Source organism: Xenorhabdus bovienii, assembly GCF_024721015.1.
Taxonomy (GTDB): Bacteria; Pseudomonadota; Gammaproteobacteria; order Enterobacterales; family Enterobacteriaceae; genus Xenorhabdus; species Xenorhabdus bovienii.
This window is the reverse complement of the sequence record NZ_JANAIF010000034.1, coordinates 33,140-45,680: the sequence shown is the minus strand read 5'-3', so window position 1 is coordinate 45,680 and position 12,541 is coordinate 33,140. Positions and strand designations below refer to the sequence as shown.

Here is a 12,541-nt window from a genome sequence, read left to right as displayed (position 1 = left end):
TGACAAGATCATGGGTACATTCATTGAGCGTGAGCATTATCTATTTTAACAATAATCTCTATATTGAATACACTACCTTGATTTCATCATCTCATTTGTAATGCATATTTATTTTGAATAAAATAAATAATACCGATGTTAATTAATTTTTATTTGTAATAATTATTATTGTTACGTATCGTTGCTGTTTAATCATCTGTAAATTTATTAATTATTAAAATAATCAATTATGTAAATTTTTATTAACTAAATTGTTTTCTATTGTAATTATTGACTATTCTATAATGAAATATTTTACATGGACATTAATTTGTATATGTCATTGCTATAGATGATGTCACCATAACGCATAAAAACTGAAAATTAAACTAATGAGAACTTATTATTTCTATTTTATATATTATATAATAATTTTAAACTTATAATTTCATTCTTTTATAATCATTTAACATTTAACATTTAATGTTAAATGTTAAATGTTAAATGTTTTTTGTTAGATTTATTTTTCTAGTTAATATAAGGAATGCAACCATATTGTTATGATTTTTATTTTTATAAATGGTCTTATTATTTACATTTATGACGAAAATTCATAATAGAATTTCTTATACTTTAATGCAAGTTTCTGTGTATTTAAGTTAATATCAAAACTATGTTAAATAAGGTATGTTAAATAACGATTAAAGTGTTTATTTTTATGTCAATGCTATGATTGAGAATAGAGTAAATTGATGAGAGGTAAGATTATAAAGGATTCTGATATTGATTAATTTTTCCCAGGATTTTCCTATATAAAACAAAGAAAAATTATCTTAATTTTTTTACAAATAATAAAAATTGATATTTTACAAATATAAAGGATAATTATAATGTTAAAACTTGGATTTGTGATAGGGACGAGACCTGAAGCTATTAAGTGCGCTATTCCAATTATAGAAATGCGTAAAGATGAACGCTTTGACCCCATTCTTATATCCACCGGGCAACATAATGAGATGCTACATTCTACTCTTTCGGTATTTGGAATAACCGCAGACGCAGATTTGAAAGTTATGCGCGAAAGGCAAACTATTTCTGGTGTGACACATAGAATATTAGATGGGTTATCTAAACTTCCGGTGATGCAGGAAATTGATGCCATTGTCGTACATGGAGATACTGCCTCCACTGTTGCCGGAGCATTATTTGGCTTCCAAAACAAAATCCCTGTAATTCATATTGAAGCTGGATTACGTAGTGGAAACCCCTATTCTCCTTTTCCTGAAGAAGGTAATCGGCGTCTAGTCTCACAGATAAGTTCACTGCATCTTGCTCCTACTGTAGGGAATTATTTAAATCTTCTGCATGAGGGAATTTCTGCCGATTCTATTGCGATCACCGGAAATACAGTGATAGATGCATTGCATTGGAGTATTCCTAAGGTAAATCAATTTAATAATACTGTTCTTGACGATATTGAACGTGACAGTTCACGTATTATTCTGGCTTCTACACATCGTCGTGAAAGCTGGTCTAAGCTGACTCAAATAGCCGAAGCGTTGGCTGATGTCGCATCGTTGCCAAATGTACGTGTGGTGGTTCCGTTACACAAGAACCCTATCATCAGAGACGCTTTGCTTCCCCTATTACAGAAACATCCTAATATAACCCTCTTGGAGCCTTTACCTTATCTTGGCTTTGTTCGGTTGATGTTGCGTGCGGATGTGATTCTTTCCGACAGCAGTGGCGCTGAGGAAGAAGGTCCGGCTCTTGGTAAGCCTACGCTGATACTGCGTGAGATTACAGAACGTCCAGAAGCAATTTTCTCAAATTCTGCAAAATTAGTTGGTAATGATCGAATGGAAATCGTTAATTCTGTACGAGAAGTACTTTCGAATAAAGAGGTGTACGATCGTTTTGTGGCTGGTGGCTGTCCATATGGCGATGGAAAATCGACACATAGAATTCTTGATGCTATTGACCAATTTTTTAACAGAGGATGCTTAAGCGGCAAGGAAATAAATAGGCTGAAACAATCTTCTTTAACACCAGCCCCCTCTTTAACAAAGATATCTCCTTTAATATCATCTATCTTATGATGGAGAAATCGAATGAAAATAAAAGGTACTAACCATCAAAGATTATTAACATTTTCAAATGACTTGTTACCCTCTATAGTTGTCTTTGATGAAGGGAATCTATCTCTTGATGGTTCCGCTATTGTTGTTAATTTAGGAAATAAAACTGCGTTAATTGATGAGTTCGAAAAAGATAATATTCTACCAATGACATCAACGAAACTACGTAATGTTGATCTCTCTGGTGGTGATCTATTATTGTTTTTTGATACGGATAAATTATTTTCAGCTAAAGAATTATGTGGGAAATCACAGTGGTCTAAATTTTTCAAAAGGACAGAAAGAAATAAGGATGGAGGGAATTTTGATATAAACCTATGGCGTTCTCCACAAGATTTTACAGCTGAAATAAATGTTAATTTTTTACCTTATTATCTTTCAAAGAAATCGAAATTAGACAAAATCGAACACACATCACGATTTATCGTTAAGACTAATCTGTGGTTTGCGTCAGCCGGAACGCATTGCCAAATACACCGTGAGCACCCTTTTATTGAGATCCATACACAAATATTTGGTCTTGGGCATATGCAGAAGTTCAAAGATAAAGACTTTAATACACTTTATGAAGATATTGGAATGTATCCTGGGTTCACGACAACTCCTCCGTTTTGTTCTGCTTTGAGTTGCACAGAATTTGAATATCCATGGCATCAATATTACGCAGAAACCGATTGTATTTGGCTGGCAGTAGAATATCACCCAATTATTGGAGGGCAATATGACTAATGACTATTCGAAATTACCGATTCCTATTTTTGAACAAGTTCTTGTCGCTGATCAATTACGAGATGGATATTGGCTTGAAGCACCAGATATAAATAAGGATGGTTTATTTGACCTTTTTGGATATGGTCTTTCTCTAGGTGAAATATATTGGTACCGTAACCCTGATTGGAAGCGGCACCTTGTCGTCGATAATATAAGAATGCCTGTAGGTGGGGATTATGCCGATGTATCCGGCAATGGCTATCCAGACATCATCGTCTGTTATGACTTGTATGGCCCTGGCGGTACACTTTACGATGCAAATCCCACCGGAGGCAAAATAGACTGGATTGAGAATCCCGGATCTGAATTTGTCGAATCTGAGCGTTGGGAGCGTCACTATGTTGGTCGTACAACAGGAATGCATCGTTTACGAGCAGGTTTTTTTACTCAAACTGATCGCCTTGAGATTTTAGGGCTTCCCATTGTTCCTCACGGAAATATCCATTCACTACTTCCGGTGGTTTTATTCACAAAACCCGATAATGTAAAAACAGCCAATGAATGGCCAATGGAGATCATTGAGAACACATTTTTCCGTTTGATTCATGGCGCGGAGAAAAAACGTGGGCTGATCCCTGGATCGGATCGTGATTCATTGTTACTGGCATCAGATGAAGGAATTACTTGGCTTTATTATGACGACCAAAAATCGCAATGGATCAAAGTATTAATTGGCGTAGGAGAACTTACACAATTTGAGAGTACTGGCTTTCGTGGTAGCGGTGACCTTGATGTGGGACGTGCAGGTGGCGATTCCTTCGCTTATGTCGCGGCAGTTGAGCCATTCCACGGTAATACGGTTGCTGTCTATGTTAAAGATAAACTGGGCACTCCCGCTGAACTGGCGACTTGGAAACGTTTCATATTGGATGTTTTTGGTGATCCTAATGAAAATGGAGAAGGTCCTGGGCATCAAGTTCTTTGTGCAGATTTTGATGGTGATGGCGATGATGAGTTCCTTGTTGCTTTAAGAGGGCCGTGGCCTTGGCAAGGCGTTTTTTACTACAAAGCCATTGACCTATCGAGAGGTATTTTTACACGTTGGCGTGTTTCCAGTGAATCAGTTGCTCGCATAGCGGCGGCGGACTTCAATCAAGATGGAAAGCTTGACTTCGCAACTATTGCCTATTCAGTACCAAATTATTTTGTCGCAAAACAAGCACGAATCGTTGTACATCTTAACCAGATCAAACGAGATGTTACTGTAGGAGATACTGATGGAGCGTAGTTTAGCGGGTAAAGCAGTAATAATCACTGGGGCAGGTACAGGTATTGGGCTTGCTGCTACCACGGAATTTTTAAATGCGGGGGCGTATGTTATAGGAGGGGATATTAACCTTGAGAAACTTTATGAGTTGCAGGGAGGGGAATACCTATTTCCTTATCAGTTTAATGTCAGAGATCCCTCAGATATTGATGGTCTTATCAATACAGCCATCAGTCAATTTGGGAAGATAGATATCCTGATTAATAATGCTGCATTAGTAGAACCGAGGAAAAGTTTTCTTGATGTAACCGATGACGACTGGAATTCTACAATCGAAACCAATCTGCTTGGCTACATCCGAATGGCTCGCGGTGTACTACCTTATATGTGTAATCAGAAAAAGGGTATTTTACTCCACATCGCTTCTGAAGCAGCATTAATGCCAAATTTGATTCTCCCTGATTACAGTATCTTGAAATCTTCAGTTCTAACTCTGTCTAAGGTGATATCAAGGGAGTTTGGCAAATATGGCATTCGATCTAATGTTATTTCTCCTGCTTTTATTCATACCTCTATTTACGATAAACCTGAAGGATTGATAACTCAGCTTGAACAAAAGTATAAGGTTGGACGTGAAGAAGCTTTGCAACGTTATATTGAAGAAGTTGATATCGCTGTTGGTAGGCTAGGGCAACCTGAAGAAGTGGCGGTTTTGCTCTTATTTTTGGCCTCAGAATCTGCTGCATTCATCACTGGGGCAAATTATTTAGTCGATGGCGGAGTGACTCCTTTTATCTAATTAAAAAAATAGGTTAAGACTCATTTTGCTTACAGAAGATGAATAGAGGGTTATATGAATATAAATTTAAAAGGGAAAATTGCATTAGTAACAGGTTCGACAGCAGGGATTGGATTAGCTATTGCTCAGGGTATGCATAAGGCTGGTGCTTCTGTCATTTTGAATGGAAGAAGTGAAGAGAGGCTCATACAGGCGGTTAATAAATTTGACTGCTTGGATCGCGTTTTTACTGTAGCTGCTGATGTTGGCACCAAAGCAGGCTGTGAACTCATTAACAAAAATTTTCCGGATATTGATATCCTGGTTAATAACGCCGGAATTTTTTCTCCTAAGCCAATTTTTGAAATTAGCGATGATGAGTGGCTTAATTATTTTAATATTAACGTCCTAAGTGGAATTCGTCTGGCACGTTCATACATTCCACTAATGATTGGGAAACGATGGGGACGTGTGGTATTCATCTCAAGTGAGTCAGCCTTACAAATCCCGGTAGAAATGCCACATTATGGCCTGACCAAGACTGCTCAAGTCGCAGCAGCAAGAGGGTTCGCACAAGCCGCTACAGGAACAGGAGTCACTGTCAACAGCGTTTTACCTGGACCCACTGAAAGTGAAGGGGTAGAGCGATTTGTCAGGGAACTTATCACGGACCCAACACTTTCAATGGAAGAAGCAGGAAAACGCTTTATTGAAACAGCACGTCCCGCATCGTTGCTGGGTCGGTTAGCCACAGCCGAAGAAGTCGCTAATGCTGTTCTCTTTTTAGCTTCACCACTAGCGTCTGCAATAACAGGTACTGCCCTGCGTGTTGATGGTGGCGTCATTCAAAGTATTTTGTAAGATGGCAGGAACAAGTCGGGATGATTATCAGTTTACCGGCTTGTTCAGTTATTTATCCCACGGGGGAGTTCTCCATTCCTCGGTGAGGAACTCGATGAAGCTTTTGATGCGTTGCGGAACAGGCCGTTTTCCGGCTCTCACGACATTAATTGGAGAGGTTTCTTCTTGCCATTCTGGCAGTATCTGGGTGAGTTTTTTTGAGCGAATTAAATCGACTACATCCCATGTTTCTCGCAGTGCTATACCTAAACCTGCCGTACACCAAGTTCGCAAGACATCACCATTATTAGCGATTAAATCACTTGAGAGTGAGATAGCTTTGGTGTCTTTCCTATCGTGAAGTGACCATATTGTACTCTTATTTCCAGAGGCGGAAAAAAGCAGGCAATTATGGTTAATCAGCTCTTCTGGGTGCTGAAGTTCGCCATGCAGCCTGAGGTAATCAGGTGATGCGACTAAAATTCGTTTGTTATCTGTTAAGCGCCTGGCAATTAAACCTGAATCAGTTAAATTTGCGACTCTGATAGCTAAATCCATCTCGACCTTATAAAGATCAACAATTTTATCTGTCAAATGCAAGGTGAATCCTACTGATGGATATTTTTTTCTAAACTCTGCAATTGCTGCCGCGACATAAGTTCGACCAAGCGGTACTGGCGCGGTAAGTCTAATCAAACCTGTGAGAGATTCACTTCCATCCTTGGCAATTTCAGCCGCTTCTTCCACCAGTGTCAGCGCCGCCCTCACTTTTTCAGCGATTGCTTTGCCTTCAGGTGTAATGCGCAATGAACGGGTACTTCGTACAAAGAGAACTATGCCAAGATTTTTCTCCAGACGTGCAATCTGTTTACTGACAGTTGTGGGAGACAGTCCCAAGGCTTGAGCGGTAGCAGTGAAACTGCCTGTGTCGATGATTCTGATAAATACACTTAGGTCTTCAAGGTTACGAAGTACCATTAGTGACGTCCTATCATAAGTTTTTATCCATTATGAATATTTATTGCACTAAATGGAAGCCTGATACTGATTACTTACTTTGAATTCAGGTTGGCGCGTTTTGAGCGTATAAGGAGAGTTTTTAATGCCATTCGTGATATATGTATTCTCGCTTTGTGCATTTGCGATAGGGTTTACGGAGTTCATCACTATTGGACTGATATCTGTGATGTCAGTAAATCTTGGCGCAGATGTAACCAGTATCGGGTTAACGGTGACAGCCTATGCATTAGGTGTTGTGATTGGGGCACCTGTTTTGACGGCACTGGCATCTAATTGGTCGAGGAAACGCTTACTGCTTACTGCGATGTTGGTATTCACTCTTGGAAATCTGCTAGCAGCCGCATCAGCAAACTTGGCTCTTCTTTTAGCTGCACGCTTGTTATCTGGTTTGGCACACGGGGTCTTTTTTGCTGTGGCTTCCGGTGTTGCGACTCGACTGGTTCCACCTGAACGTGCCGGAACAGCCCTTGCTTTGGTATTCGGTGGTGTTACCATTGCCATGTCTTTAGGGGTGCCGGCCGGAACTTGGCTTGGTAGTATATTGGATTGGCGAGTTATATTTTTAATTATCTCAGCCTGCGGGTTGCTGGGAACGCTTGGTATTGGATTTAAAATGCCAAAAGATGCCGGAGAGCAGATTGTGAAGACATCTGCTAGCTGGCGTCATCTCACTATACTTTTTGATCGACGTTTACTGGCAGGGGCGAGTGTTCCAATGCTTTCCTATACCGCTTCATTTGCTTTGTACACCTTTATTACCCCTATACTACTGAGTATTACAGGAGTAAGTGTTGAAACAGCCAGTGGAGTATTGCTTGCTTATGGTATTGGCGCTGCTGTTGGTACGGTTTGGGGTGGGCGATTGACTGATCGACAAGGAATGGATCTCGCATCACTTATTCTTCTTGTCGGTATTGCGGTTGTGCTTGCCGCTATGAGTTTTAGTCTGACCCATTCTCTACTGATGATTGGCTTGACGGCTCTACTCGGATTGGCCACTTATGGAGCAATTCCGCCATTGCAGTCAAGGATACTCATGCTAGCGAAACGTCACACACCCTATGCAATGGATATCGCGTCAGGAATGAATATCGCGGCTTTTAATGCTGGAGTCGTTCTAGGCTCTGTGATTGGTGGCGCAACAGTACGAGAGTGGGGATTAGAAACATTAACATGGGTAGGGGCAGTGACGGGTGTACTGGCCATCGTATCCCTTGTCTGGCAAATGGTTATTCCATCTATGCGTGAGCAACGTTCAATCCCTGAATCACGATAATTATCCCATTAAGCTCTCCCTCAGTATATTATTTGCCGACCTCTGTACTACAGGGTCGGCTTCAATCAATAGATTGAGGTAGAAATCCGTTACATCGCGTCAATGAGGAATTGCGGAATATTTCATTTCGTATCAGGAATTTTTTCTAATGAAATTTATAAAATAAAGTCATTATTTGTTTTTATTATTTATTTAAATGATTTCACTAATTCTGATTATTATATATTTAATAGTGACGCTGTTTTTAATATGAACATTATACTTGTTTGTGATCTGTATCTTACATTTTAACAAAATGTTAAATCTGGTTTGATTTTTGAAATTTGTATAAGTAATGTACAATTGTCTGATTGGTTCAGACAATCAAACTAGACTCAGGAGATAATTTATGAAAATGAAAAAAGTAAGTAAAAAAAGTAATAAAAAATTAGGTGGAGCAACATGCGGCTAATTTTTTGAGTTGGAGCCAGCAAATATGCTGGCTCCATATTTCATCTAATCTAGGAGCCTCATTATGGCTAGTAAGAATTATTTAGAAAAACCTAAATTTATTCATAATTTATGGACTCAAAATGAAGACGATGAATATTATTTACGTTTTACCAAAGGGTTGTATGAAGTAGACTCAAATGATGCAAGAGATTTTATTACAATACGAGGATATTGTACTGGGCATAATACAATAACAGATATCCATGAGAAAACAGGAATGCCAAAAGATAGAATTGTTGACATAATTTCATCTCTTCATGAAATAGGAATGTTAAGGAATGAAGAAATTGTCAGTGAAGAAAATTTTTTTGATAAGATCATTATTGCCTGTGAGATGTGGGCAGAGCAAATAGAAGAGACACATTTATTCAATAAATTTTTATATGGTGACGTAAGCTATAATGTCTTGTTAGGTTTTATGCTGGAAAACTATCATTATATTAAATTATTTCCGGAAACAATATCTTCTGCTATAAAAAGCACGACAAATGAGAGTGTGAAAAATATATTGGAAGAGTATCAGTTACAGGAGACTGGACATGAAATATTTATGTTGAGATGTTTATTAAAAATGGGAATGAGAAAAGAGGAAGTAGAAACGTCTATTCCTTTAGTCTCGACTTCAAATATTATTAATATGATGAAAAATTTGTTTGGTCAATATCCTGAATCTGTATTTCTGGTGGCAAAAGTTATTGAATCTCATGATTATGATGAAAATGAAGTAAAGATTGCTATTGATAATATTAATGAAACGTATAACCTTACACAAGGCACGCTGGAACCTTTTTTTGAGCACTCTAAGATAGATTATGAACTTGGGCATTCTCAGCTTCTGGAAAAAGCTAAGTCATTAATTAACTTTAATGATGTTGATGAAGTTTCATATGTTCTAAATGCAATCCATGATATTAAACATGCTATTGACTTGCAATGCTTAGAAATAGAGGAATATTATACAAAGCAAGGGAATTATATACCTCGACAACGAGTCGACTATTTCGGTGTTTAACATGATCCCAATATTAATTTCTGCTTTAACATCTGGTATATCAATGGCAGTTTTTTTTACTGCCATCTCTTGGTTTGTAGAGGGAAGTTTTCATTCAACAACGTTAGTATCTGTTGTTCTTTCGTCAGGTTATATATTGACTTTTTTTATTCTGCCAAAAATAGGTTTTTTTATTGATTCAAACTCTGCTAAAAAAGCGTTAAATAATATTTATATTCTAGGTCTTTTAAATAGCGTTGTTTTTTTGTTTTTAACAAATATAAATTTGAATGAAATTGTTCTTATAGCCACCGTTATTATACTTACAAGTATATTTACATTCATTCGTTCATCCGATCAGGTAATAAGAGCAACTTACATAAAAAGAGTTGTCTCTAGCGAAGAACTTTATAAAGCTAATAAAAACCTTGAATTAATTAGGCAGGGAATTACTTTTCTGTCTGGCGGTATGGCCTTCTTTATTTTAGAAGATAAATCGATAAGTAATGTCTGTATTGTAAGTATTTTTTGTTTTTCTATTTCTCTATTTATAAATATTTATGTTAAAAAAGATAATGCAGATAAATTTGATCGTGTTATTGACAATAATAGTGGAATCAAAAATACTTATAAAATAGGATATGGTTTTTTTAATGGTGAAGTAAAAAGACACGTTGTTCTATTGTCAATATTTCCATATATTTGTGTCGTATCATTAAATTCAATATACCCTGCTTTGTTTAATGTTATAAATGCGCAGATACAGTATTACGCGCTGTTAGTTGTTCCATATGGGGTAGGGGCTATAATGGGTAGTTTGATTGGTTCAAAGCGATCATCTTTGTCACTAAAAAATAACTATATCATATTCGGAACTATCTCTATAATAGGTCTTTTTTTACCTGTTTTTTTTAATCATCTTTATTCTGTTTATTTGTGTCTTTTTCTAATTGCTTTAAGTCACTCACGTATTCGGGTAATAAGAAATACAATTATTATGAATGAAGCAGGCAATCAAATTCTAGGAAGATTATTATCATTCAATGAAATGATATTTATCACTCTTTCTGTTGGACTGAGTATATTGCTGGGTGTATTGTCTGATTTTCTAGGTTTTTGGGTTGCATGGTTTATGGTGATTTTTTTGAATGTGACTGTGTTATTTTTTATCCTTCTTTCGAAGGATAAAAAATAGGCTTATGATGTAAGCGCGTTACTTTTCACGAAAAAGGAGTCTGAACTGTGTTAGGTAAAATCCACTCCCATTTGGTCAGTCAAGGGCCAACATTACTGCGTCTTTCATTGAAGGTGACTCCTTTTGCTTTACCGCGTCAGGTGCTGGAACAACTGCTTGGCTGGCAGTTCCACGAGGCATTGGCTGAGGGAGAACTGGCGTTTTTGGAGTCTCGCAGGGAAGATCCTGATACACTGTTTTTTCAGCATCATTTAAGGATTGAAGGAAATACAGAATTGGGACTGCATGTGAAAAATTTGGTGGATTCCATTAGGCTGGGATCCATGCCATCCATTCTCCGCTTGGGTTTATTGTGTCTGGCTAAATTTATCAAAGCGGGACAAAAAGAGGGCGTTGATCAGCACGATCGCGCATTATCGTCATGTTAATCAGGGTCGAAATTCCGGTCGATGCCATGGGTATTGATCGCTTGTTACGTCAATCCTTTGAGACATCGGCAGAAGCTGAGTTAGTTCATCGATTGAGAGAAGATGGTCTGTTGACGCTGGGTATTGTTGCGACTGACGATGAAGGTCATGTGATTGGCTATGTCGGTTTCACTCCTGTTGATGTCAATGGTCAGGATCATCAATGGGTTGGGCTAGCGCCATTAGCGGTGGCTGAACCGTACCGTCGTCAGGGAATCGGTGAAAAATTGGTTTATGAAGGGCTGGATAGTCTAAACGAGTTTGGCTATGGCGCGGTTGTTGTATTGGGGGAGCCTGCGTATTACCGCCGTTTTGGTTTCAGGCTTGCCAAAGAATACCAATTGCATTGCCAATGGCCTGATTGTGAGGATCACTTCCAGATCTACACGTTGGCGGATGTCTCACTGGAAGATTGTCACGGTCTGATTACGTATTCTGACCATTTTGATCATGAGTGATGACTGACTGAGCTATTTTTGGCACCAACATCTCGGACAAATAGGTTGCTATACAGACAGGTTGGAGAGTGACCAGCCTCTCTTTTTGCTTTTTACTGAGTTTCTTCACGCGATATTCCAACTTCAGGGCCATGCCTCGATCTTCCACCAAACTGTGGTAGACCAATGTTAATGGCCCTTTTCCTTTTAAGGCCTTGGCGCCTTTTCCAGACACGTGCTGCATAAATCGACGGGCGATATCTGTGGTAATCCCAGTATACAGAGAGCTGTTTCGGGTTCTTATCAGATAGAGATACCAGTGGGTTGATTTCATATTCATTATTTATATTAAATAATTTGCATGATTTTATTGCCATATAAAATTCATTCATTATTTAGTGATAATCTGAATTATCATTTTTTGATCATGATAACTCAATGAACTATTTTAAATTATATTCTATCTAGCATGGAATCACAGCATCATTTATTCAAAATAATTGAAATAGTATAGCAAGAATTGCTAATTATCATTTTCATAAGAAGCGTATAACATGATCCACATCACAGAGATAGCCCTCCTAATTTAAAAGTGAACTGAGGATCGAAAGATGAAAGCTGTAAAACATATCGTCGCTATTTTGGCATTAACTGCTATTTCATTTGGCTCTATGGCTGCAACTGAAGTGCAATATGCTAAGGGAGAGAAGGTTGGGGTTGTTTCAGTTACTGGTGCAGAGACACTGGATAGTCTGACCGCTGAGTTATCCAAAAAAGCTGATAAAGCGGGTGCATCATATTTCCGTGTTATTTCAGCAAATGGTCAGAATAAACTCAGTGGAGTTGCTGAAATCTATAAATAATTTATAGTGCATCCATACTGACCCTGCATGATTATATAAATATCAGAACACGTGGCTGGCTGAATATCCAGTTGTGTTCTGATATGA

Annotated in this window: 13 protein-coding genes; 11 read left to right on the top strand and 2 right to left on the bottom strand. The window is 38.0% G+C overall.

All coding sequences use genetic code 11. The features are described 5' to 3' along the window. Positions 1 to 869 precede the first annotated feature (869 nt). The 5 genes from wecB to NXS07_RS10860 are packed head-to-tail and all read left to right on the top strand — an operon-like array spanning position 870 to position 5,734. On the top strand, positions 870 to 2,078 hold the full coding sequence (gene wecB / locus NXS07_RS10880; RefSeq protein ID WP_258086732.1) for a non-hydrolyzing UDP-N-acetylglucosamine 2-epimerase: 1,209 nt from the start codon (positions 870 to 872) through the stop codon (positions 2,076 to 2,078). Positions 2,079 to 2,090: 12 nt separating this feature from the next. Next, entirely contained in the window at positions 2,091 to 2,846 is a 756-nt protein-coding gene (locus NXS07_RS10875) for a hypothetical protein (RefSeq protein ID WP_051862969.1), read from the top strand. Next, positions 2,839 to 4,116: a VCBS repeat-containing protein gene (locus NXS07_RS10870; protein ID WP_038222998.1), complete on the top strand. Its 1,278-nt coding sequence runs from the start codon at positions 2,839 to 2,841 to the stop codon at positions 4,114 to 4,116. The genes NXS07_RS10875 and NXS07_RS10870 overlap by 8 nt, the downstream gene beginning before the upstream one ends. Then, positions 4,106 to 4,894: an SDR family NAD(P)-dependent oxidoreductase gene (locus NXS07_RS10865; protein ID WP_038222996.1), complete on the top strand. Its 789-nt coding sequence runs from the start codon at positions 4,106 to 4,108 to the stop codon at positions 4,892 to 4,894. Before NXS07_RS10870 ends, NXS07_RS10865 begins: the two co-directional genes overlap by 11 nt. A gap of 54 nt (positions 4,895 to 4,948) precedes the next feature. Then, positions 4,949 to 5,734: an SDR family NAD(P)-dependent oxidoreductase gene (locus tag NXS07_RS10860; RefSeq protein WP_038195394.1), complete on the top strand. Its 786-nt coding sequence runs from the start codon at positions 4,949 to 4,951 to the stop codon at positions 5,732 to 5,734. A gap of 48 nt (positions 5,735 to 5,782) precedes the next feature. Here NXS07_RS10860 and NXS07_RS10855 read toward each other — a convergent pair whose 3' ends face one another. Further along, on the bottom strand, positions 5,783 to 6,691 hold the full coding sequence (locus NXS07_RS10855; RefSeq protein ID WP_038222995.1) for a LysR family transcriptional regulator: 909 nt from the start codon (positions 6,689 to 6,691) through the stop codon (positions 5,783 to 5,785). Between the two features lie 124 nt (positions 6,692 to 6,815). Here NXS07_RS10855 and NXS07_RS10850 point away from each other — a divergent pair, with 124 nt between their 5' ends. From NXS07_RS10850 to NXS07_RS10830, 5 genes are all read left to right on the top strand, one after another. Then, the gene (locus tag NXS07_RS10850; RefSeq protein WP_038222994.1) at positions 6,816 to 8,009 is read left to right on the top strand and encodes an MFS transporter; all 1,194 of its coding nucleotides are present in this window, start codon (positions 6,816 to 6,818) and stop codon (positions 8,007 to 8,009) included. 514 nt (positions 8,010 to 8,523) lie between these two features. Then, positions 8,524 to 9,513, top strand: a complete 990-nt coding sequence (locus NXS07_RS10845) for an iron-containing redox enzyme family protein (RefSeq protein WP_038218744.1) — start codon at positions 8,524 to 8,526, stop codon at positions 9,511 to 9,513. A 1-nt stretch (position 9,514) separates the two neighbouring features. Further along, positions 9,515 to 10,687 carry an MFS transporter gene (locus NXS07_RS10840; RefSeq protein ID WP_258086731.1) on the top strand — a complete coding sequence of 391 codons (1,173 nt, stop codon included), beginning with the start codon at positions 9,515 to 9,517 and terminating at the stop codon, positions 10,685 to 10,687. Between the two features lie 47 nt (positions 10,688 to 10,734). Then, entirely contained in the window at positions 10,735 to 11,115 is a 381-nt protein-coding gene (gene ubiT / locus NXS07_RS10835) for a ubiquinone anaerobic biosynthesis accessory factor UbiT (protein ID WP_038222992.1), read from the top strand. After that, a complete protein-coding gene (locus tag NXS07_RS10830; protein ID WP_038197464.1) occupies positions 11,109 to 11,612 on the top strand; it encodes a GNAT family N-acetyltransferase in 504 nt (167 codons plus the stop codon). Before ubiT ends, NXS07_RS10830 begins: the two co-directional genes overlap by 7 nt. Here NXS07_RS10830 and NXS07_RS10825 read toward each other — a convergent pair. Beyond that, positions 11,581 to 11,925 (bottom strand): GIY-YIG nuclease family protein, encoded by a 345-nt coding sequence (locus NXS07_RS10825; protein WP_065814059.1) that lies wholly within the window; start codon positions 11,923 to 11,925, stop codon positions 11,581 to 11,583. The two genes, NXS07_RS10830 and NXS07_RS10825, sit on opposite strands and share 32 nt — an antisense overlap. 277 nt (positions 11,926 to 12,202) lie before the next feature. On the opposite strand from NXS07_RS10825, the gene bhsA reads away from it, so the two are divergent. Beyond that, complete coding sequence (gene bhsA / locus NXS07_RS10820; protein ID WP_038191697.1) at positions 12,203 to 12,454, top strand: multiple stress resistance protein BhsA; 252 nt, start codon at positions 12,203 to 12,205, stop codon at positions 12,452 to 12,454. Positions 12,455 to 12,541: the final 87 nt, after the last annotated feature.